General features: G+C 59.7%; 19 protein-coding genes, 2 rRNA genes and 1 pseudogene. 12 read left to right on the top strand and 10 right to left on the bottom strand.

Annotated elements, in window-relative coordinates:
- The 5 genes from ACIPL2_RS24665 to ACIPL2_RS24645 all read left to right on the top strand — a co-directional run.
- Nucleotides 1-75 (top strand): 23S ribosomal RNA (locus tag ACIPL2_RS24665); the annotation flags it as partial.
- Between the two features lie 150 nt (nucleotides 76-225).
- Nucleotides 226-341 (top strand): 5S ribosomal RNA (gene rrf / locus ACIPL2_RS24660).
- A gap of 149 nt (nucleotides 342-490) precedes the next feature.
- A complete protein-coding gene (locus ACIPL2_RS24655) occupies nucleotides 491-1,150 on the top strand; it encodes a paraquat-inducible protein A (protein ID WP_401360664.1) in 660 nt (219 codons plus the stop codon).
- Complete coding sequence (locus tag ACIPL2_RS24650; RefSeq protein ID WP_401360662.1) at nucleotides 1,137-1,760, top strand: paraquat-inducible protein A; 624 nt, start codon at nucleotides 1,137-1,139, stop codon at nucleotides 1,758-1,760. The genes ACIPL2_RS24655 and ACIPL2_RS24650 overlap by 14 nt, the downstream gene beginning before the upstream one ends.
- Nucleotides 1,753-4,056, top strand: coding sequence for an intermembrane transport protein PqiB (locus tag ACIPL2_RS24645; RefSeq protein WP_401360660.1), 2,304 nt, complete (start codon nucleotides 1,753-1,755; stop codon nucleotides 4,054-4,056). Before ACIPL2_RS24650 ends, ACIPL2_RS24645 begins: the two co-directional genes overlap by 8 nt.
- 194 nt (nucleotides 4,057-4,250) lie before the next feature.
- On the opposite strand, the gene mksF is transcribed toward ACIPL2_RS24645, so the two are convergent.
- Genes mksF through mksB form a run of 3 tightly spaced genes read right to left on the bottom strand, consistent with a single transcriptional unit; the run spans nucleotide 4,251 to nucleotide 9,056 of the window.
- Complete coding sequence (gene mksF, locus ACIPL2_RS24640) at nucleotides 4,251-7,091, bottom strand: Mks condensin complex protein MksF (protein WP_401360658.1); 2,841 nt, start codon at nucleotides 7,089-7,091, stop codon at nucleotides 4,251-4,253.
- Complete coding sequence (gene mksE / locus ACIPL2_RS24635; RefSeq protein ID WP_401360656.1) at nucleotides 7,088-7,789, bottom strand: Mks condensin complex protein MksE; 702 nt, start codon at nucleotides 7,787-7,789, stop codon at nucleotides 7,088-7,090. Before mksE ends, mksF begins: the two co-directional genes overlap by 4 nt.
- Nucleotides 7,779-9,056 (bottom strand): Mks condensin complex protein MksB, encoded by a 1,278-nt coding sequence (gene mksB / locus ACIPL2_RS24630; protein ID WP_401360654.1) that lies wholly within the window; start codon nucleotides 9,054-9,056, stop codon nucleotides 7,779-7,781. The genes mksE and mksB overlap by 11 nt, the downstream gene beginning before the upstream one ends.
- Nucleotides 9,057-9,294: 238 nt before the next feature.
- Between mksB and ACIPL2_RS24625 the strand changes: the two genes are divergently transcribed.
- Both ACIPL2_RS24625 and rimI read left to right on the top strand, forming a co-directional pair.
- Nucleotides 9,295-10,035, top strand: a complete 741-nt coding sequence (locus ACIPL2_RS24625; protein WP_401360683.1) for an energy transducer TonB — start codon at nucleotides 9,295-9,297, stop codon at nucleotides 10,033-10,035.
- On the top strand, nucleotides 10,028-10,480 hold the full coding sequence (gene rimI, locus ACIPL2_RS24620; RefSeq protein ID WP_008145534.1) for a ribosomal protein S18-alanine N-acetyltransferase: 453 nt from the start codon (nucleotides 10,028-10,030) through the stop codon (nucleotides 10,478-10,480). Before ACIPL2_RS24625 ends, rimI begins: the two co-directional genes overlap by 8 nt.
- Nucleotides 10,481-10,606: 126 nt before the next feature.
- Here rimI and ACIPL2_RS24615 read toward each other — a convergent pair whose 3' ends face one another.
- Nucleotides 10,607-11,011, bottom strand: a complete 405-nt coding sequence (locus tag ACIPL2_RS24615) for a serine kinase/phosphatase (protein ID WP_401360651.1) — start codon at nucleotides 11,009-11,011, stop codon at nucleotides 10,607-10,609.
- Nucleotides 11,012-11,179: 168 nt separating this feature from the next.
- Here ACIPL2_RS24615 and can point away from each other — a divergent pair, with 168 nt between their 5' ends.
- Nucleotides 11,180-11,824, top strand: coding sequence for a carbonate dehydratase (gene can / locus ACIPL2_RS24610; protein ID WP_401360649.1), 645 nt, complete (start codon nucleotides 11,180-11,182; stop codon nucleotides 11,822-11,824).
- Between the two features lie 6 nt (nucleotides 11,825-11,830).
- Here the strand turns inward: can and ACIPL2_RS24605 are convergent, their stop codons facing one another.
- The 5 genes from ACIPL2_RS24605 to ACIPL2_RS24585 all read right to left on the bottom strand — a co-directional run bounded on the left by ACIPL2_RS24605 (nucleotide 11,831) and on the right by ACIPL2_RS24585 (nucleotide 17,730).
- On the bottom strand, nucleotides 11,831-12,355 hold the full coding sequence (locus ACIPL2_RS24605) for an SET domain-containing protein-lysine N-methyltransferase (protein ID WP_401360647.1): 525 nt from the start codon (nucleotides 12,353-12,355) through the stop codon (nucleotides 11,831-11,833).
- Between the two features lie 181 nt (nucleotides 12,356-12,536).
- Nucleotides 12,537-13,709, bottom strand: a complete 1,173-nt coding sequence (locus ACIPL2_RS24600) for a hypothetical protein (protein WP_401360645.1) — start codon at nucleotides 13,707-13,709, stop codon at nucleotides 12,537-12,539.
- A gap of 164 nt (nucleotides 13,710-13,873) precedes the next feature.
- Nucleotides 13,874-14,194, bottom strand: a complete 321-nt coding sequence (locus ACIPL2_RS24595) for a hypothetical protein (protein ID WP_401360643.1) — start codon at nucleotides 14,192-14,194, stop codon at nucleotides 13,874-13,876.
- 190 nt (nucleotides 14,195-14,384) lie between these two features.
- The gene (locus ACIPL2_RS24590) at nucleotides 14,385-16,085 is read right to left on the bottom strand and encodes an acid phosphatase (RefSeq protein WP_401360641.1); all 1,701 of its coding nucleotides are present in this window, start codon (nucleotides 16,083-16,085) and stop codon (nucleotides 14,385-14,387) included.
- A gap of 226 nt (nucleotides 16,086-16,311) precedes the next feature.
- Entirely contained in the window at nucleotides 16,312-17,730 is a 1,419-nt protein-coding gene (locus ACIPL2_RS24585; RefSeq protein ID WP_401360639.1) for a short-chain fatty acid transporter, read from the bottom strand.
- Between the two features lie 202 nt (nucleotides 17,731-17,932).
- On the opposite strand from ACIPL2_RS24585, the gene ACIPL2_RS24580 reads away from it, so the two are divergent.
- The 4 genes and pseudogenes from ACIPL2_RS24580 to ACIPL2_RS24565 all read left to right on the top strand — a co-directional run bounded on the left by ACIPL2_RS24580 (nucleotide 17,933) and on the right by ACIPL2_RS24565 (nucleotide 21,348).
- Complete coding sequence (locus ACIPL2_RS24580) at nucleotides 17,933-19,246, top strand: MFS transporter (protein ID WP_401360637.1); 1,314 nt, start codon at nucleotides 17,933-17,935, stop codon at nucleotides 19,244-19,246.
- Between the two features lie 130 nt (nucleotides 19,247-19,376).
- Nucleotides 19,377-20,105: pseudogene (locus ACIPL2_RS24575) on the top strand (PAS domain-containing protein); the annotation flags it as partial.
- On the top strand, nucleotides 20,085-20,693 hold the full coding sequence (locus ACIPL2_RS24570; RefSeq protein WP_401360681.1) for a methyl-accepting chemotaxis protein: 609 nt from the start codon (nucleotides 20,085-20,087) through the stop codon (nucleotides 20,691-20,693). The pseudogene ACIPL2_RS24575 and the gene ACIPL2_RS24570, both read left to right, overlap by 21 nt.
- 55 nt (nucleotides 20,694-20,748) lie before the next feature.
- On the top strand, nucleotides 20,749-21,348 hold the full coding sequence (locus ACIPL2_RS24565) for a flavin reductase family protein (protein ID WP_401360635.1): 600 nt from the start codon (nucleotides 20,749-20,751) through the stop codon (nucleotides 21,346-21,348).
- Nucleotides 21,349-21,360: 12 nt separating this feature from the next.
- Here the strand turns inward: ACIPL2_RS24565 and ACIPL2_RS24560 are convergent, their stop codons facing one another.
- Nucleotides 21,361-21,729 carry a cupin domain-containing protein gene (locus ACIPL2_RS24560; RefSeq protein WP_401360633.1) on the bottom strand — a complete coding sequence of 123 codons (369 nt, stop codon included), beginning with the start codon at nucleotides 21,727-21,729 and terminating at the stop codon, nucleotides 21,361-21,363.
- Nucleotides 21,730-21,737: the final 8 nt, after the last annotated feature.

Genomic DNA, 21,737 nt, shown 5'->3' with positions numbered 1-21,737 from the left:
CGTTGATAGGTTGGGTGTGTAAGCGCTGTGAGGCGTTGAGCTAACCAATACTAATTGCCCGTGAGGCTTGACCATATAACACCCAAGCAATTTGAGTCGAAAGGCCAGATTGCGGTGTGTGAAGACGAAACGAACCGAAAGTTCGATCTCACAAAACACCGAAACCTATCACCTACCCAATTTGCTGAAGCGCGGCCCGCTGGCCACGACTCGGTACCCGAATTTCTTGACGACCATAGAGCATTGGAACCACCTGATCCCATCCCGAACTCAGCAGTGAAACGATGCATCGCCGATGGTAGTGTGGGGTTTCCCCATGTGAGAGTAGGTCATCGTCAAGATTAAATTCCGAAACCCCTATCTGCGAATGCAGGTAGGGGTTTTGTTTTGCCCGCAGGAAAAGCGTGATCGAACCCCAGCACAAATTTGCACAGTTATTTTCGATCCGTGACACTAGAATAGGTCCAACTTTTTCGGAGCCAGAGCCTTTATGCCAGATCCGGTTGACGCCCCAGGGCTGTCAGAATTACCGCTGGACGACTTGGTGGCGTGTCATGAGTGCGATTTGCTGATGCGCAAACCCGAACTCGCCCATGGCGAGAAAGCGCTGTGCCCGCGCTGCGGCTACGAGCTCTACGCCCATCGACACAACGTCGTGCAGCGCAGTCTCGCCTTGGTCATCGCCGCTCTGTTGTTGTACATCCCGGCGAACTTTTTACCCATCATGCAGCTCCATCTACTCGGGCAGTCGTCGCACGATACGGTCTGGAGCGGGGTTGTCGGGCTGTTCGATACCGGTATGCAGGGCGTCGCCGTCGTGGTGTTTCTCTGCAGTATGGGAATCCCGCTGCTCAAGCTGCTTTGCCAATTGGTCGTGCTATTGAGCATTCGCTTCGACGTCGGGCGCAGCTACGGCTTGTTGCTCTACCGCATTTACCACCACCTTCGGGATTGGGGGATGCTCGAGGTCTACCTTATGGGCGTGCTGGTGGCGATTGTAAAACTGGCAGATATGGCGGCCATTACCGTAGGTCTGGGACTGGCATGCTTTATCGGTTTGTTGTTGGTCCAGGTCTGGTTGGAGGTCGTGATGTCGCCTCATCAGATCTGGCAGGCTTTATCAGGAGAGGATGCCCATGCGGGCGATTGATGCGGGCATTCTGATTTGCGCCGAATGCCATGAATTGAACAAGCAGGAAGCTGACACCGATGAGCAGGTCTGTACCCGTTGTGGTGCACTGGTTCACGCCCGTCGCCCAAACAGTGTGACGCGTACCTGGGCGCTGCTGGTGACTGCAGCTGTCCTCTACATCCCGGCCAACGTGCTGCCGATCATGACTGTCAGCTCACTGGGGCAGGGCGATCCGAGCACCATCATGTCCGGTGTGATCCAGTTGGTTCAGCACGGCATGATTCCGATTGCCGCGGTGGTTTTCATCGCCAGTATCCTGGTGCCCACGTTCAAACTGGTGGGCATCGGGTTGCTGCTGTTTTCCGTGCAGCGCCGCCAGCCACTCTCGGCTCGCCAACGCATCTGGATGTACCGCTTTATTGAGTTCATCGGCCGCTGGTCGATGCTCGATATCTTTGTGATCGCCATCCTGGTGGCGGTCGTGAATTTTGGACGGCTTGCCAGCGTCGAAGCCAATCTTGGCGCCATCGCATTCGCCAGCGTGGTGATTTTGACGATGCTTGCCGCAGTAACTTTCGATCCCCGACTGATTTGGGATAACACGGAGTCGGACGACGACCATGACTGATTTGCCTACAGCGAAAACCCGACCGGCCTCGAACTGGTCTGCCATCTGGGTATTGCCCCTGATTGCCTTGATTATCGGCGGATGGCTCGGCTGGCGTGCCTACAACGAGACCGGTATCGAGATTCAGGTGCGCTTTGAAAGCGGTGAAGGCATTCAGGCCAACAAGACCGAAGTCGTCTACAAAGGCATGTCGGTCGGTAAGGTGAAAACCCTCAAGCTCGACGACGAAGGCGCCTCCAAAGGGGTGATCGCTACCGTCGAGATGAACAAGGACGTGGAGCCTTATCTGCGGACCAGTACACGCTTCTGGCTGGTCAAGCCGAGCGTGACCCTGGCCGGTATCACTGGCCTGGAGACGCTGGTCTCGGGTAATTACGTGGCGATCAGCCCCGGTGAAGGCGAGCCGACGCGCAAGTTCAAGGCCCTGGCCGAAGAACCGCCACTGTCGGACGCCCAGCCCGGTCTGCACTTGACCATCAAGGCTGACCGCCTCGGCTCGCTGAACCGTGGCAGTCCGGTGTTCTACAAGCAGATCAAGGTCGGCCAGATCAAAAGCTATTTGCTGTCCGAAGACCAAAGCACGGTTGAACTCAAAGTCTTCATCGAGCCCACTTACGCCAAACTGGTGCGCAAACACACGCGTTTCTGGAACGCCAGCGGCATCAGCATCGACGCCAACCTGTCGGGTGTAAAAGTGCGCAGCGAATCCCTTGCGAGCATCGTCGCAGGCGGTATTGCGTTCGCCACACCGGAAAACCGCAAGGACAGTCCGCCCACCGATCCGAGCCTGCCGTTTCGTCTCTACGAAGATTTCGATGCGGCCGCCGCCGGTATTCGGGTCAAGGTCAAACTCAGCGACTTCGAAGGTTTGCAGGCTGGCCGCACACCGGTGATGTACAAAGGCATCCAGGTCGGTAATCTCAAAGCACTGAAGATCGATCCGGATTTATCCGCTGCCACTGCAGAGCTGACCCTTGATCCGCTGGCCGAGGATTACCTGGTCGAAGGGACGCAGTTCTGGGTCGTCAAACCGTCGATTTCCCTCGCGGGGATCACCGGTCTGGAAGCCTTGGTTAAAGGTAACTACATCGCCGTTCGCCCTGGTGACAAAGGCGCGGCGCCGCAACGCGAGTTCGTGGCCCGGCCCAAGGCGCCGCCGCTGGATCTGCGTTCGCCTGGATTGCACCTGGTGTTGTTCACCGAGAACCTTGGTTCGCTGGAAGTCGGCAGCCCGATTCTCTACAAGCAGGTCAAGGTCGGTTCGGTCCAGAGCTATCAATTCTCCCGGACCAAGAAGCAGCTAGTGATCGGTGTTCACATCGAGAAAGAATACGAAGGCCTGGTCAACGCCTCGACACGGTTCTGGAATGCCAGCGGTATCACGCTGACAGGTGGGCTGACCGGCGGAATCCAGGTCAAAAGTGAATCGCTGCAAAGCCTGATGGCCGGCGGTATTGCCTTCGAAACCCCGGAAGCCAAGGCGCCGTTGCAGAAGCGCATTCCGCGTTTCCGTCTGTTCGCCAGTCACGATGACGCGACGCAAAAAGGCGCGGTGGTGACGATCAAGGTTGATCGCGCCGATGGTCTGCGCAGCGGTACGCCGATTCGATTCAAAGGCCTGGATGTCGGCAAGATTGAAGATGTCGATCTGAGTGACGATCTGCAATCGGTACTGTTGACTGCACGCATCACCGAAGTGCCAGAGCGTATTGCGCGGGTGGGCAGTCAGTTCTGGATCGTCAAGCCTGAACTGGGCCTGATCAAAACCTCGAACCTCGAAACGTTGGTCACCGGGCAATACATCGAAGTGCAACCGGCGGCGAAAAACCTCGGACCACAGAAGAACTTCGTGGCCCTGGCCAATCCGCCAGAGACCGCGAAGTCTGAAGCCGGTTTGAGCCTGGTGCTGAGTGCCGCTCGTCGTGGTTCGTTGAAAACCGGCGTACCGGTGACGTATCGCGAAGTCACCGTGGGCAAGGTGACAGGCTACGAACTGGGACAGACAGCGGATCGTGTGTTGGTGCACATTCTGATCGAGCCGAAGTACGCGGCATTGGTACGCAGCGGCACCCGGTTCTGGAACACCAGTGGTTTTGGTTTCGACTATGGTTTGTTCAAAGGCGCGACGATGCGGACCGAGTCGCTGGAGACGTTGATCCAGGGTGGTATTGCGTTCGCCACGCCGGATGGAGACCGTATGGGCAGCCCGGCGCGGGCTGAGCAGACATTCCCGTTGTTCGACAAGTTCGAAGATGAATGGCTGACCTGGGCGCCGAAGATCGCCATCGGCAAATAGTTTTTTGCGACTGTGATGACGCCTTCGCGAGCAAGCCCGCTCCCACTTTTGACCGAGTTGTCTGAACCAAAACGGTCAAAAATGTGGGAGCGGGCTTGCTCGCGAAGAGGCCCTGAACAACGCTGAAAGACTTGCCCACAAAAAAAGGCCGCGATCCATTGGATCGCGGCCTTTTTCGTTTCTAACGGTTCAACTCAAACCGCATCCAGCTCCGGCTCATCCGCCTGCGCCACAACGGTTGCTTTCACTTCATCGTGACGACGAATGTACTTCCAGTCCGCCTCATCGATGTAGATCCCGTTCGGTCCGCTGCCACCTTCCAGGTCAATCGCCACACTGGCGCAAACCTGCGGCTTCACACTCGCCAGGATGGGCACGAAGCCCAGTTGCAGACTGGTTTCCAGCAGCGCGGCCTGGTTCTTCTCATCGATGTCCGCCGCTTCGTCGAGGTAGTACGGCAGGCGCACGCGACCGGCCTGGTCGCGGTCCATCAAGTGCAACAACAAGTACATGTTGGTCAGCGCCTTGATGGTCATGGTGGTGCCGTTGGACGCCGCGCCATCGATGTCGGTGTGGATCACCGGCTGGCCGTTGACCTTGGTGATCTCGAACGCCAGTTCAAACAAGTCCTTGAGACCGAGCTGGTTGTGGTTCGCCGCCACCAGCCGCGCCAGGTATTCCTTGGCTTCTTCGTTCTTGTTGTCCTGATCGGCGCTTTGGCTCAGGTCGAAGACGGAGAGGGTTTCACCTTCTTCGTACTGGCCGGCGCTGTGGATGATCTGGTCAATGTGCTTGAGCGCTTCCTTGTTCGGCGCGAGCACGATGCGGAAGCTCTGCAGGTTGGAGACCTGACGCTTGTTGATCTCGCGGTTGAACAACGCGAGTTGGTGTTCAAGGCTGTCGTAGTCGCTGCGAATGTTGCGCAGGGTCCGGGCGATGTCGGTGACCGCCGCACGACGCGCCTTGCCGAGGGTCAGGGCTTCGTCGGTGCGGTGCGCGTAGGCGTTGATCAGCAGTTGCAGGCGGCGCTCCATATCGTCTTCGCTGTCGAACTTGGCCACACCCTTGAGGCGCACCTGAGCGTACAGCGCTTCGATCTGACCGTCGCTGCGTTGCAAACCCTGCCAGCTGTCCTGATAGTCATTGAGCAGTGGCAGCAGGTTGTCCATGGAATCGTCGATCGGGTCCATGAACGGCGTGCCGAACGGCAAGTCTGCCGGCAACAGCTGACGGCGGCGCAGGGCATCGTCGAGGGTGCGTTGCTTGGCTTCCATGTCGCCGATCTGGCGGCCGACCAGTTGCAGCTTGGCCGACAGTTGCTGAACGCGCTCGGTGAAGGCGTCGCTGGAGCGCTTCAATTCGTCCTGCGCCGCCTCCAGTTGTCCAAGCTGTTCCAGCTTGTCGCCTTCCTCGGCGCTCAGGGTTTGCGCGCGACGGAAGTCTTCCAGGGCTTTCTGTGCGTCCAGTACTTGCTGGTACAGCGCTTCGGTCTGGGTTTTGCTCGCGGCGCGGTCGGCGGCGACGGCCGCTTGAGTTTTCAGTTGCTTGAGTTCTTTCTCCAGACGCTCTTTCTGATCGCGCAAGGCCGCGCGGTCAGCCAGGGCTTGCAGCGCTGGTGGCTCGATGTGCGACAGGTCGATGGACAAGCCCGGCACTTCGAAACGCTCGCCTTTGAAGCCGTCGAGGATCAGCTCCATGGATTTGACCCACTGACCGTCTTCATCCAGCGCAATACCGTGCTCGCCCAGCGGCAGGCTGAACAGTGCGCTGTTGAACAAACGCATCAGGCGTTCGACGTCCTGCTGCGAGAACTCTTCACGCAAGCGCGCGTAGCTGTTGTTGTCGGCGTGATCGAGTTGCTGCTTCACCGACTTCAGACGTTTTTCCAGATCGCGCAGACGTTCTTCCAGGTCTTCGGCGCTGAACTGCCGCGACTGGGCCAGCGCACCGGCCAATTCGTCGTGCGCATCCTTGGCGGCGAGCAGTTGCTGCTCAAGGACTTTGACGTCAGTGATCAGGGCGAAGCGATGCTTGAGCACCGACAGTTCGCCGAGCCAGCGCTGGATGCCGGAAATTTCCCGCTCCAGGCGCATCAGCTCCTGAGTGCCGCCGCGCTGATCGTTTTGCAGCGCGTCCTGCTCGTTGCGGTAATGCTCGGCCTGGATCGTCAGCTCTTCCTTGCGCGCACTGGCGTAGTCGGACCAGGTGCCGAGCAAGGAATCGAGCAGCGGCGAGATCCGGTGCAATTTGCCGCGCAGGATATTGCGCTGGGTCACGCCTGCCGCGAGCGCTTCGACCAAGGGGCCGGCGGTGACCAGCGAGTTGTAGTCCTGCTCCATGCGTCGTACATCGCGGAACGCTTCTTCGCACGCGGCGATGTAATCGACACTGCCGGAACGCAGGCTGTGTTCGAAGGCATCGAGGAACAGCTGCTTGAGCTTGGCCGCAGTGATTTCGCGCATGTGCAGCAAGTTGATGAACAGTGCGCGGAAGGTTTTCAGGCTCTGCTCGCTGGTGGAGCGCAGCGGGATCAGCGTCAGGTCCAGCGGAATCGAGGTGTGACCGCCAACCAGCAAACGACGCAGTTCATCCGGCTTGAGTTCGTAGGCTTTCAGGCCTTCGCGCTCAAGGTTGGTGAACAGTTCTTTCTGACGCAGGCAGGTGTCGTTTTTCTGGTAATGCGCCAGGTCCAGTTTGCCGGCGTAGGCAAAGAACTGGTGACCGAAACCGCCGCCCGGGCCGCGACCGACCACGCCGATCACATGCGGGCCGTGGGGCAGCGAGACTTCGACCAGAATGTAACTGGTGTCCGAGGCGAAGTAGAAACGCCGGGATTGCTCGAGGCTGTACTTGCCGAAACTCATGTCCGACATGCGCGCCAGAATCGGGAACTGCAAGGCGTTGATCGAGGCAGATTTACCGAGGTTGTTCGCGCCGTAAACCGACAAGGGTTCTTCCAGCGGGAACAGGCCGAGGCTGTAACCGGCGGTGTTCAAAAGGGCGAAGCGGCGAATGCCGTAGCGTTCCTTGCTCATGCGTCGGTCTCCTGTTCTTCGGCAATGGCGCGGGCCATGGCGTCTTCTTCGCTTTCTTCAGCGAAGTCGCTCAGATCGAGCGGGTCATCGGTTTCCAGCAGCTTTTCGTCGCTGTCGTCATCGATCAACACCGGCACCGGCAATGGCAGCACGCTGTGCAGGCTCGCCGCCAGGTCACGGTCCTGTTGGACCGACAGGCAGACATCGAGGAAGCGGTGCATCGGCGGCAGGAAACGGTAGATGCCGTTTTCTTCGCCGGCGAAGCCGAGCTGAGTCATGCGGCGCATGATTTTTTCTTCGAGCTCTTCGACGGTCTGCACTTCGGCCTGGATGAACAGGTCGCGGTACTTTTCCAGCAGCGACGGCAATTCATCGCGGCCGAGGCTACCGCCGTCGAGCACGGCGACCGGGTCGCGGCCCTGGTCGGCCAGGTGCTCGACGAGGATGAAGGTGAACAGCGCCAGACGTTGCGCAGTCTTGTTCACCGCCGCCGCAGCGAGGTCCGGTACAAAGTAGTAGAAACCACGGGTGTCGCAGACCAGTTCAAAGCCCAGGGCCCTGAACAGCGTGCGGTATTGATCCTGGAAGTTCGACAGTTGCGCGTACAACTCAGGGTCGCGGCGGCTGACGTGGTAGCCCTTGAACAGCTCGCGAAAGATCGGCGCCAGTTGGGACAGTTCGGATAGATCAAGATGCATGTGGGGTGCTCGCAGAATCCTCGGCAGCGGTGTCGCCGGCCGAGAGCAGGGCGAAGGAGCGCAGGCTGACCTGGTGCTCGTGAGTGTGGTAATCGCGGCGTTCGAGACGCTCGCGTTTGAAGCGTTTTTCCCGCGACAGGCGCGAGAACCAATAAAGCAATTCGTCGGTAGCGCCGTCCGGCTCCTGCTCCAGCAGCCAGGTCATCAAGTCCGGCATCGGCAGGGCGTCTTCGCAGCGTTCGAGCATTTCCCGAACCGTGCGTGGCGCGCGTGGCGCTTCGCCTTTCTGTGTCTTGTGGGCCTTGGGGAAACGCGCCGGTTTCGGTTCGAACCGGGCGAGGGCGTACACGTAGGCTTCGACCTGACTGGCGCTGCCGAGAAAGGTGCTTTGCGGGCGGGTGAACATCGGCATCGCCGCTTGCGGCACGGCATCGATGCCTTTACGGCGGATGGCCGACAGCGCCAGCGCCGCGCCACGGGTCACGGCGTTATGGCGACGCGCCTCTTCACGCAGCGGCAGCAGCAGTTCGCGAGCGTGGCGCAAGGTCAGTTGGGCGCTGGTTTGCATTTCGAGGATGCGCGCGTGGGTGCGCAGCAGCATGTCGTCGTCGACCAGATGGCCGAGGCGCTGCTGTTCGGTGAGCATCTTCAGCAGGACGTTCTCGACCTTGCGCACGCCTTGTTCGAAGGCGCCGTCGGCGTTCACCAACTGGATCATTGGCTCGACATATTCGTCCCAGGTCGCCAGCACTTCAGCGTAACGCTGACGCAGCGGGATCTGCCGGTCGCTGGTCTTGGCGCGCTCGGCGACGGCCACCAGGGCCTGTTCGTCGTTGGCGAGTTTCTTCAGAACATCGCGTACGCGCATGTCCAGCAGGCGCAATTGGCGCGCCAGGTCGTGGCCATCGCGAATGTCGAAGGCGTCCTGGATGTAACCGGCCAGGCGTTCGAGGTGGCGCAAATAGGCTTCGATTTCCAGGCACAGGCCCAGCCGGTGCTCACGGCGCAGGTAAGCGAGGAAGTCGTGAATCTGCGCATTGAGCTCGAAACGGTTCGGGCTTTTCGCCACGGGGACCAGAATGTCGAGGCGGATCCACACGTCCAGCAGGCTGGTGATGTCCTGCGGCGTACTGTCGAGTTGCTGGGCGGCCAACTGTGAACGCAGTTCGTTGAGGCTCAAGGTGCCTTGGTCGAAGTGCTCGCACAGTGGCTCCAGAAGTGCCCAGTGTTCAGCGAGGGCGCGCAAGACGCGCTTGGGTTCGATCATCGGGATGGCCGGCTGGTTGGCGATTAAAAGCCGCGATTGTACTGCATCGCAGGCGTGTCGATTCACTCTCGGGACGGGCTGTCGGCATTTTTGATCGGTGGCAAGACTATCGGTGAAGTCTATCGATCAACAGCGCGGGCGATCTTGAGCGAAGGGCGGTAGAATCAGCGCACTTTAGTTATCCACAAGTGGCCGACCTTTGCTTATCGAGTCTCGTCGTCGCGCTTATTTGACCGCCATGCAGGTGGTCAACTGGCTGCCGCGCACCGAATTGCCCTTCGCCGCGCCCTCGCGTCCCGAGCTGCTCATGCTGCCCGAGCCGTTGGTCGTCGCCCCGGTGGCGCCGGCGCCAGTGGCCGAAGCGCCCGTTGAGCCGGTGATCAAACCGGCCGAACGGGTGAAGATCGAGGTGCCGCGGCCATCGTTGGCCAGCACGCGCACCAACGCCAAGGTCGAAGAAGAGGCTGCGCCGGTGGTGGCCAAGGCGACCGTTGTGCCGCCACCGCGCTTTGCCCTGCAATTGCTGCGGGCCGGGCGCTGCCTGCTGCTGGTGGAGTTACCCACAGGCGAACCGTTCCAGACCCGCGACCCCGCTTATATGTTGCTCAAGGACATGCTGCGCGCCGCCGGGCTGCCGGACAGCCCGCAGATTGTCGGCGAGCCGGTGCGTTGGCCGCTGTTGGTCCGCGGCACCATGGATCAAGGCCCGGAAGCCGCTCGCGACTTCGTGCAAGGTTTTCTCTCGGCCCGACTGGAAGACGCTCCGTGCGTGTGCCTGTGGCTGATTGGCCTGCCAGCGGTGCGTTTTGCCGGTGAGGCGAACGCCGAATCCTTCAACCGTGAACTCCAGGTCGAAGGCCTGGGCTCGGTCTGGGCCCTGCCGGGCCTGGAATTATTAATGGAAGAGCCACAGCGTAAGGCTGATGTCTGGCAAGCCATGCGTCGGCTGATGGCGCGTTGGAAAGAATCGAATGAGTGACGCTGTATCTTTTCGCCCGATGACTGAGGCGGACCTGGACGCTGTACTGAAAATCGAATACGCGGCCTACAGCCACCCGTGGACCCGCGGGATTTTCCTCGATGGCCTGGGCAAGTATCAGATCTGGCTGATGTTCGAAGGGCAACAGCAGGTCGGCCACGGTGTGGTGCAGATCATTCTCGATGAGGCGCACCTGCTGAACATCACCGTCAAACCGGAAAACCAGGGCCGTGGCCTGGGTTTGACGCTGCTTGAGCATTTGATGTCCCGGGCGTATGACGCCAAGGCGCGAGAGTGTTTCCTGGAAGTGCGCGACAGCAACCGTGGCGCGTTCAAGTTGTATGAGCGCTACGGGTTCAACGAGATTGGCCGGCGTCGGGATTACTACCCGGCGGTGGGTGGGCGGGAAGATGCGGTGGTGATGGCCTGTACGTTGGTGGATTGAACCTTTTAAAAGCTTCGCGGGCGAGCCTCGCTCCTACAGGGTTTTGGCGTCCACAGATGTTGTGTTCGGCGAAAAACCCGTAGGAGCGAGGCTTGCCCGCGAAGGCGTCCTCACTGACGGCAACAATCAACGATTACCGTCCATCGGATCCCGCCGCGCCATCTCCTCTTCATCCAGCCCATTGCCGCCGCCGATATCGTCTTCATCGACAATGCTCAGGTCCCAATCGGCCTGCCCACCTTCACCTGTCTCATGGGCGTCCCGCGCGCCGTCTTCATGAATCAGGGTTTCCGGGCTCATGTCATCGTCGGTAGACTCATGGTCATCGGTCGAGCCCCCGGTCATGCCGGCTTCACGTACTCGCCCCTTGGGCATCAGCCGTTCACGCTCGGATTCGGGTAATTCGTCGCCGATTTTGGCGCTGGGTTGTTCCTCGTCGAAATCCAGCTCATGTACCGAACCCATGCGGTCTTCGTTGTCATCGATGGACTCGGGTTGCACCGCATCGAAAGGACGTCGTGAATCAGTCATGGCAATTCCTCATACTGTGGGCCTTACTAGGGTGGACCCACAGGGCCCACAAGAATTCAGCCGGCATGGAAACCGGGCCGCCGTTCAGTGCATCAGGGCATCTCGCACGTGACCCCGACGGGCGGTTGTCTGTCATAAAGCAGCGCATCATTCTCGAGGCTTCACAGCATGAACGAATTACAAGATCTGATTGATAACAACGAACGCTGGGCTGAAGCGATCAAGCAGGAAGATCCGGACTTCTTCTCCAAGCTGGCCCGCCAACAGACACCGGAATACCTGTGGATCGGCTGTTCCGATGCCCGCGTGCCGGCCAACGAGATCGTTGGCATGCTGCCGGGCGATCTGTTTGTGCACCGCAACGTGGCTAACGTGGTGTTGCACACTGACCTGAACTGCCTGTCTGTGATTCAGTACGCGGTCGACGTGCTCAAGGTCAAACACATCCTCGTCACCGGCCACTATGGCTGCGGCGGCGTACGCGCTTCGATGCAGGACCGCCAGTTGGGCCTGATCGACGGCTGGTTGCGCTCGATTCGCGATCTTTATTATGAAAAGCGCGAAGAACTGGCCGCGTTGCCCACCGAAGAAGAGCGCGTTGATCGCCTCTGCGAACTCAACGTGATCCAGCAAGTCGCCAACGTCGGGCACACCAGCATTGTGCAAAACGCCTGGCATCGCGGGCAGAAGCTGTCGATTCACGGTTGCATCTACGGCATCAAGGACGGTCGCTGGAAAAGCCTGAACGCGACCGTCAGCGGTTTTGAGCAACTGCCGCCGCAGTACCGCCTGCGTCCGGTCGAGGCGTTGTAACGCCTGTCAGCACACACTTCGCCGACGCCAGTGTTGCAAAAACAACTGGCCGTCGGCGTTTGGCGGTTCATCGTAGCCGGTGATCCAGCCACGGCAGTCATAGGCGCCGCACTGGCAGGCGAACTGCCGTCGCAGTTTGTCTTCAGTGGCAGCGTAATCCATCGTCAGCCGGTCACCTTTTTTGATGTCCTTCAGCGCCCACAACCACAGCTCGCTCATGTCGAGAAACACGTTTGGGTCACAGGCGTGACGCAGCAGCCCGCAGAAGCGCGGGTCGTAGACATGGATGCCCGGCGCCAGTTGCCGGGAATGCTGGCAGCGATAAGGCAGCAGATGCCCCGACGCACGACAGATTCGGCTGATCCGCGGGAATTCACGCAGTGCCGCAACGGCCACTGCCTTGCCCGTGGTGTTGCAGATGATTTCGAAGTCGTCCCTGGAGGGGAATCCAAGGCGAACGGGAAGCTCGGCAAAGGGATAAATGCCATCGGGTGGCTGCGTCAAAGTCCCATGCAGGTGTTGGGGTTTCATAACGATCCTTGTCGGTTTGGGTGCTGCGACTTCCGTCAGCCGACGTTCCTGTCGGCCCTGCAACACATGGGTACGCTTCAAGCCTCTCGCAAATGGAACAGCCGGTCTACTGTCATAACTGACAGGGGGAAAGTGCGCGTTCCCGCGTCAGCCATGGCTTACGCGGGAAGGTCGCGCACGTTTACAGGTGCGGTTCGAGGGTCGCAGTCACAGGCGCGGGGGCCGTGAGTTGTTTGAGCTGGGATTTGATTGGCGGCGTTGCGCACTTGGCCGCTGCCTGGTCGGGCGTCAGGTTGCGGATCGAGGTGTAGAACAACTCGCAGGTTTTTTCTTTCTGCGTCACTTGCCAGGTCTGGGTGCAGCTTTTTAGCTGAACCTGGGGGTTGGTGCCCGGTTTGCTGCCCATGCCGGCCTGCCAGCACGCGGCGCTCAAATCCTGCCCCATGACTTTCAAGCCAGCGGCATCGGCCTTGGCCTGGGCATCCTCACCGGTGTAGGTCTCCGGGTCGGCGGCGTACCAGATGTAGCTTGGGTGATTGGAGCCCAATACTGGCACGTTCACCCCTTCACTTGGACTGATCGTAGCCAGACCCAGTACGTTCACGGTCGCCCCGTATTGCTGTTTGATCCAGTTACGCACCGGTGCGCCAAAGGCGACCATCGGTAACGCGGCGCCGCTGGCGTTCTGGCTGACGTCCTTGACCATGGTGGTCTGGTAGTCCTTGAAGTATTCGTAGACGCCTTCCAGATCCTTGCCAGCGCTGGAGGGTGCGGCAATCGGTGCGATGTCGATGATGGTCTGGTAGCCAGGCGTCTGGTCTGCCGGGATGCCGTTGTCGGTCAGCAGCGTGGCCCAACGGTCCGTGGTGGCAGACCTCAGGTAATCCTGCGCCTGGGTCAACGAATAGTCCGGGGGAAAATGCAGCAGCTCAACGCTTTTGCGGTTTTCCAGCGCCATGCCCAATGGCAGGAACAGGTACCAGCTGTAGGCCCACTTGCCATCGGCATTCAACTTTCTGGCACCGGTGTAGGCCAGATCACCGGCATCGAGCAACGCCGCCAGTGGTTTTTGATAGCCCTCGGGCACGCCGGTGATTTCGGCGTACAGATGATCGTTATCGGTTTTCACCAGGACCTTCGCCGCGCTGTAGCCGTCGCGTTGCACGCTTTGGGTCAGGTAATGCTCGACCGTCTGTTCCAGCGTCCAGTTGCGAAAGCAGATCACGTCGCAGTTGTTGGGGTAGGCGAACAGGCGCGTGACGCGTTCGGTGCTGCCCAGCTTCAGGTCGACATCGGCATGGGCGGCGGCGCTCAGGGTGAGGGCGGCGAGGGTGAGTCCTGCGAGTTTGAACATGCTCAGATCCTTTTCAGCGATGGGCCCCGGGATAGGGAACAGCGTCATACTGGATCAGCAAGGGTAGACAGAGAAGTGGCATGAAACACAATTATTGTGATGAGCCAGGAACGCCAGCAATCGCCCGCCGCTCGCTTGCGGCGGACTGACGCCTGGCTGTGGCGTTACAACAGATGCAGGGCTAAATCACTTCCAGCGCGCAAGTATTCCACTTGGGCAACGACAGCGTCTTTCACGATGGCTTCGCCGGTGTCGGTAAGTTTGGCGTTCTTGGCATCGATAATTGCCAACTGCAGTAACTGCATGGCGACATCCATTGCTTTTTGAAAAGCCGTCACATTGTTATGGAGGCCGAACTCACGAACGACAGCGTCCATGCGCCTGTCGGCATCATCGCGCAGGGCTTTATATTCAACGAATGAAACCCTGCCATCCTGGTACATTTCACTAATCATTTCTTCCAGCGATTTCGATGTTAAAGGCATTTACTTTTCCGTCCTTGGTTTATGCAGTCTACTGAATAGAAGTTGTCTGCTCCGTCGAAGTCTAACGCGGTGATTTGTGCGTTGGAGATAGGACCTTACTTGGCTTTGTGTCAGGCAACACCGAACCGGTTTGTAAGACCAATCCATAGGTAGGCATTGCCCCCTGGGTAAGGGGCGATGGCATTTTCAGTCAACTCGTAAAGTGCAACGCATTGGTCAAATCCCCCATTGGCTTTTGGCCTCGGGCAATCATCGACTCATCGCGCAGTTTGATCCCGTCGAGTGTCTCCAGTTGGAAGACGCGAGTGATCAGCCGCAGGATCGAAGCCGTGTCGTAGACAGTGTGATCTACCGTGCCCTTGCGCGAAAACGGTGAAATGACCAACGCCGGGATGCGCGTCCCCGGGCCCCAGCGATCGCCTTTGGGCGGGGCCACGTGATCCCACCAGCCGCCGTTTTCATCGACCGTGATCACCACCACCATGTTTTGCCATTGCGGACTTTGCTGCAAAACCTTCAGGGCGCGGACGATATGCCGGTCGCCCGATGCCACGTCCGCGTAGCCCGCGTGCATGTTCAAGTTGCCCTGGGGTTTGTAGAACGTCACCGCGGGCAGCTTGCCGGCTTCAGCGTCCGCCAAAAATTTGTTGGTGCTCGACTCATCGCCCAAACCGCCATCGCGCAGGCGCTTGCTGCGTTCAGCCGGGTTTTCCGGCCCTTGGCGTTTGAAGTAGTTGAATGGCTGATGGTGGTACTGGAAGTTGGGGATTTTCGGAATGGCGCCCGAATCCTTGTACTCATCGATCGTGGCTTGCCAGGCGCCGCCGTACCAGGCCCAGTCGACGTTTTTCTTCGAGAGTTTGTCGCCGATATGTTCGTGCGTCTGGGGGACCAGCACGCTGGGCAAGTCGGCCTTGGCGTAGTCCGGGCGCTCAGGGTCGCGGATCCAGGTCGGCCAATACGGTGGCGCCATGGTGTTCACCGCATAGCCGTCAGGCGTCAGCAGGCTCGGGCCGAATTGCGGCGGGCCGGTCATCGCGCTGGCAGGTGACTGGGCCAAGGGCTTGAGGCGCGTGTCGGTCGGATCATCGCTCTGCAGTGTGGCGATCTGTGACTTGGCCACCGAGTTGGCGGCATCCGGGTAGAACGGCACCTGCGCACTGATCAGGTATTGATGGTTCAAGTACGAACCGCCGAAAGCGCCTTGGAAAAAGTTATCGCACAGGACGAATTCTCTGGCGACATCCCACAAGCGCAGCGAGTAGCGGGTCTGGGCGTAATGGCCGAGCGTCAGGGCGCCGGAATCGGCCCACGCCACAAAACGGTCGTTTTTGCCGCCGTTGATCTGCATCTGGTTTTGATAGAACACATGCCACAGGTCGCGCGTCACCAGGCTCAGGGGCAAGTCTTCGCCTTGCGGCCCTTTGAGGGCGAACGGGGCATTGGGCAGGTGTTCCTGAAACTGCGTACCGCTGGGATAAATCACGCCGTCGAGGGTTTGCGGACCGACCTGGTTCACGCCGCCCCATACCGGCGGCAGGCCCGACAGCACGCTGCCGTCGCGGTCGCGTTGCAAGTACTGCTCGGGCTTGATCGCGGACAGCGGGTTTTCGATGCCGGGGAAATCGGCAAACAGATTATTGAAGCTGCGGTTTTCGCCGTAAATCACCACAACGTTTTTCACCTGCTCGTGCAGGGATTTGTCCAGTTCGGTGGGCGTCAGGGGGCGTTCAACCGGTTTTCCCGGTTCATCGCCATGGGTGCCGCAAGCGCTTAAGGTCGCGCCTACACCCAATACCGCCACACCACCGAGGAATCGGCGACGGCTGGTATCAGTGGGTTGATCAGCTTCGGGGGAGGGGATGTCGCTTCCATCTTTTTCGTCGTTCATTCCGACTCCTGTCTTGTGAAGTTGTTGCAATATATTTCTGCGGGACGCTAGCAGCGCAATATGACAGAAGGGTTATAGCAACAGTTCGCAATACAACAAGCGTCGAATGTGGGAGCGGGCTTGCTCGCGAAGGCGGTGTCTCAGCCAATATTTTTATCGACTGATACATCGCCTTCGCGAGCAAGCCCGCTCCCACATTGGCAGTGTGGTGTTTTTTAGATTGGGGTTACGGCATCACCGGCGCCGTATACGTCAGCGTCGTCCCCAGCGCCCATAGCAGAAACAACACCAGCGGCGTGTGCACCAGCAGTTGCACGAACGAGAAGCCGATCAAGTCCCGTGCCTTCAACCCCAATACGCCCAGCAGCGGCAGCATGTAGAACGGGTTGATCAGGTTCGGCAGGGCTTCGGCGGCGTTGTAGATCTGTACGGCCCAGCCCAGGTGGTAATTCAGATCGGTGGCCACTTGCATCACGTACGGCGCTTCGATGATCCACTTGCCGCCGCCGGACGGGATGAAGAAACCGAGGATCGCCGAGTACACACCCATCAACAGCGCGTAGGTGTCGTGGGACGCGATTTGTACGAAAAAGGTCGAGATGTGGTGAGCCAACGTCTGGGCGTCAGTGCCTTTGACGGTGGTCATTAGCGCGGCGATCGAGCCGTACAACGGGAACTGGATCAATACGCCGGTGGTGGTTGGCACCGCACGGCTCACCGCGTCGAGGAAGCTGCGCGGGCGCCAGTGCAGCAGGGCACCGAGCATGATGAACAGGAAATTGTAGGTGTTCAGCCCGGAAATCGCGCTGATCGCCGGTTTGGTCGAGAACTCGTGGAACAGCCATCCGGCGGCCAGCAGCACCAACAGAATCGTCAGCAGCGGGCTGTGTTCCAGCCATTCGCCGGGACGGGTGCGCGGTTGCAGCGGCGGCAAGTTGAAACTCGGGTCGACGCCGCAGGCCTTGGCATCACGGGCCGTCGTCGGGCCGGGAGCGGTGGCGTAGGCAATGATCAGCGAGATCACGATCAGCGCCAGCAACATCACACCGGACTGCCAGAGAAAGATCGTTTGAGTGAACGGAATCACCCCGGTGATCGACAAGATCGACGGCGGCAGACTGGCCGGGTTGGCCTGCAATTGCGCAGCCGATGACGACAGGCCAAGGGCCCACACTGCACCGAGACCCAAATACGCCGCAGCACCCGCGGCGCGGTAGTCCATTTTCAGGTCGGTACGGCGGGCGAGAGCGCGCACCAGCAAGCCACCAAACACCAGCGACAATCCCCAGTTCAGCAGCGACGCGACCATCGAAATCAACGCCACCCACGCCACGGCGGAGCGGCCGTTTTTCGGGATCCGCGCCAGGCGGTCGATCAGCTTCACCGCCGGCGGTGAACTGGCGACCACGTAACCGCCAATCACCACGAAAGCCATCTGCATGGTGAACGGGATCAAGCTCCAAAAACCGTCACCGAAGGCCATGGCGGCATCGGTGGGTTTAGCGCCCATGACCATGGTGGCCACCGCGACAATAATCACCGCCAACGCGGCAAACACCCAGGAATCGGGGAACCAGCGTTCGGCAAAGCTCGAACAGCGCAGGGCAAAGCGGGCGGAGCGGGTATCTTCGATAACAGCGGCCACGGGAATACCTCGAATTTTTATGTTTGTTGTGGTCTTCAGGGCCGCAGAGGCCCGTCTGGACAGGTGCCAACAGTAAATCAATCGCTCCTTTTTTGTGACGAAGTTTTACCAGTCTGAGACTTTGGTCTAACGGGTTGTCCGTGGACGCGTTTGCGTAGACCATGGGCGCCTTGGTTTTTTGCCTACGCCAGAGTTCTTTTTCATGACTGCCAATACCGATTCGCGCCCGGCGCCCTTCAGCCGCTCGGACTACAAGACCCTTGGCCTTGCGGCGCTGGGTGGCGCGCTGGAAATCTACGACTTCATCATTTTCGTATTTTTCGCGCTGACCCTCAGCCAGCTGTTTTTCCCACCGGAAATGCCCGAATGGCTGCGATTGCTGCAAAGTTTCGGGATCTTCGCCACCGGTTACCTGGCGCGGCCCTTGGGCGGGATCCTGATGGCGCATTTCGCGGACAAGTTGGGGCGCAAGAAGGTTTTCAGCCTGAGCATCCTGATGATGGCGCTGCCGTGCCTGCTGATCGGCATCATGCCGACCTACGCCCAAATCGGCTATTTCGCGCCGCTGCTGCTGTTGGCCTTGCGCATCCTCCAGGGCGCGGCCGTCGGTGGTGAAGTGCCGAGCGCCTGGGTGTTCGTTGCCGAGCATGCGCCGGTCGGCCATCGCGGTTATGCCCTCGGTTTCCTGCAAGCAGGGCTGACCTTCGGCTATTTGATCGGCGCGTTGACGGCAACGTTTCTGGCGCAGGCGTTCACCCCGGCGGAGATCCTCGATTACGCCTGGCGTTACCCGTTCCTGCTGGGCGGCGTATTCGGTGTGATTGGTGTCTGGTTGCGGCGCTGGCTCAGCGAAACGCCGGTGTTCATGGCCATGCAGGCCCGTCGCGATGAGGCAGTCGAACTGCCGCTGCGCACGGTCTTGCGTGAACACCGTCTGGCCATGCTGCCGGCGATGCTCCTCACTTGTGTGCTGACCTCGGCGGTGGTGGTGTTCGTGGTCATCACCCCGACCATGATGCAGAAAACCTTCGGCATGACCGCCAGCCACACCTTTGCCTTGAGTGCCTTGGGCATCGTTTTCCTGAACATTGGTTGTGTACTCGCCGGGTTGCTGGTCGACCGTATTGGCGCCTGGCGCACCGTGATGCTCTATAGCCTGCTGCTGCCGTTGGGCATCGGCGTGCTGTATACCTGCCTGATCATCGGCGGTAGCTGGATCGGTCTGGCGTACGCGGTGGCTGGCCTGTGTTGCGGCGTGGTCGGCGCGGTGCCGTCGGTGATGGTCAGCCTGTTTCCAGCGCGGATTCGCGTCTCGGGGATTTCCTTCACCTACAACATTGCCTACGCGGCCTGGGCGAGTCTCACACCGTTGCTGTTGATTGGTCTGATGCCGTGGAGCCCATGGATCTGCGTGATTTTCAGTGCCGTGATGGGCGCGGTAGGGATCAGCAGCGTAGCGTATTTCGGCACGCGCATGCCGAGCGTCGGCAGTTGCTCGGCTGCTGGCGCGGTTTGAGTGAAGGAGGCGGCAGGCGATGTGCCACTAATTTTGTAGGACAACCCTGAAACACGCTTCAGAAAATACCCGCAAGGCCGATGGATAAGCTGCATGCCGCTTTTTATCTCTGTCCATCGGTACTTTCCCCATGTTCAACAAACGCTTGAAGCAGGAGCTGTTGGCTCTTCGCGAAGAACTTTCCAGCCTTCAGCAAGTGAAGGAAAGTCTGGAAAGCGAGATGCTGGTTTTGACGCTTGATACCGATGGGCGTGTGCAATCAATCAACCAGAATTTCCTCGGCGAGATGCTCTACAAGAGCAACGACCTGATCGGCCGGCACATCGAGGATATCGTCCCGGCCCCGGTCAAATCCGACGAATTTCACCAACGCTTCAAGGCTGCGCTGACCCGTGGCGAGCACTTTGCCGGCACCGTGCGCCTGTTGCGTGGCAATGGCCAGGAAGCCTGGCTGCGCTCGATCGTGCAGCCGGTGCGCGGCGCAAATGGCCGCATCATGCATTTCTCGATTTACTCCAGCGACCTGACCCGCACCATCGAGGCGTCCCGTGAACACGAGAACCTGATCGGTGCGCTGGTGCGCTCGACGGCGGTGATCGAGTTCGATCTGAATGGCAACGTGCTGGCGGCCAACGACCGTTTCCTCAGCGGCATGGGTTATAGCCTGGCGCAGATCAAGGGCAAACATCACCGCACTTTTTGTGAGCCTGAGGAATACAACAGCGCCGAGTATCAGAACTTCTGGCGCCGCCTGAACGCCGGTGAGTTTGTGGCCGACCGTTTCAAACGCGTCGATAACCACGGCCGCGTCGTGTGGCTGGAGGCGTCCTACAACCCCGTGACCGACGCCAACAACAAACTCTACAAAGTGGTGAAATTCGCCACGGTGATCACCGATCAGGTCAATCAGGAACGGGCGGTCGCCGAAGCGGCCAACATTGCCTACAGCACCTCGCAGCAAACCGACAGCAGTGCTCAGCGCGGTAATGCCGTGGTAACGCAGGCGGTGAACGTGATGCGTGACCTGGCCAGGCATATGCAAACCGCTGGCGAAGGCATCGAAGCCTTGAACGAGCAGTCGCTGGTGATCGGCACCATCGTCAAAACCATCAGCGGCATTGCCGAACAGACCAACCTGTTGGCGCTCAACGCCGCCATTGAAGCGGCTCGGGCCGGCGAACAGGGTCGAGGTTTTGCCGTGGTGGCGGACGAGGTGCGGCAACTGGCGTCGCGCACCAGCCAGGCGACGGACGAAATTGTCGGTGTGGTGCGTCAGAACCAGGACATGGCCCGCAACGCCGTGGCCCTGATGACCGATGGCAAACTCCAGGCTGAACAAGGCCTGGCGTTGGCGGCGGAGGCCGGCACGGTGATCGTCGAGATCCAGGACGGTGCGCAGAAAGTGGTGAACGCGGTCGGGCAGTTTGCCAATCAGTTGGCGACTTGATTCCACCCGGGCGGATATCGCTACAATCGGCGTTTTCTCCCAGGAGCAGACCGCCATGAGCCTTTCCCACCGCCGCCCGGTTCCGTTGTCCAAGGCCTATCGTCTGCTCAATCACGGCCCGACCGTGCTGGTCAGCGCCACGCATGACGGCCAGCGCAACATCATGGCCGCTGCCTGGGCCATGCCGCTGGATTTCGAACCGCCGAAAATCGCCGTGGTGCTCGACAAGTCCACCTGGACCCGGCAACTGCTGGAAGCCTCGGGCACCTTCGTACTGAACGTGCCCTGCGCCGCCCAGGCCGATATCGTCCAGACCGTTGGCTCGACCTCCGGCCTGGAATTGACTCAGGGCCAAGGCCAGGACAAGTTCCAGGTCTATGGCTTGCCAACCTTCAGCGGCGAACTGATCGATGCGCCGATGCTCGAAGGCTGCGTCGCCTGGCTGGAGTGCCGGCTGCTGCCGGAACCCTCCAACCACCAGCAATACGATCTGTTCCTGGCCGAAGTGATTGCCGCTCAGGCGGACGAACGCGTGTTCAGCGACGGCCGCTGGCACTTCGAGGGGCATGACGCGTTGCGTACTTTGCACCACGTGGCGGGCGGGCATTTCCTGAAGATTGGCGACCCGGTGGACGGCAAGTCGTTGCAGCCCTGAACCGGCTGTTTTCTACACCCAGACGTCATTCTGCGCGGTGCGCTCGCCACCTTCATTGCCGGTGTTCAGCACGCCCTTGGGCTCGATCAGCAGCAGTTTTACCTCGTGCTCGGCGAACGGTTTGTGCTCGACACCCTTTGACACCACGTACATTTCGCCCGCGTTGACCAACACGTGGCCATCGCGGAAGTCGATGCGCAACTGCCCTTCGAGGACGATGAAGGTTTCGTCGGTATCGAGGTGTTCGTGCCAGATGAAATCCCCCAGCAGCTTCACCACCTTGAACTGGTAGTCGTTCATTTCGGCGATGACCCGAGGCGTCCAGTGCGAGTCGATCCGGGCGATTTTTTCAGCGAAATTCAGGCTTTCGTAAGCTTTCATGAAGCGGT

The organism is Pseudomonas sp. NPDC086251, assembly GCF_044746405.1.
GTDB lineage: Bacteria > Pseudomonadota > Gammaproteobacteria > Pseudomonadales > Pseudomonadaceae > Aquipseudomonas.
Note: the sequence above shows the minus strand (reverse complement) of the source record. Positions and strands in the feature narration are given on the sequence as shown.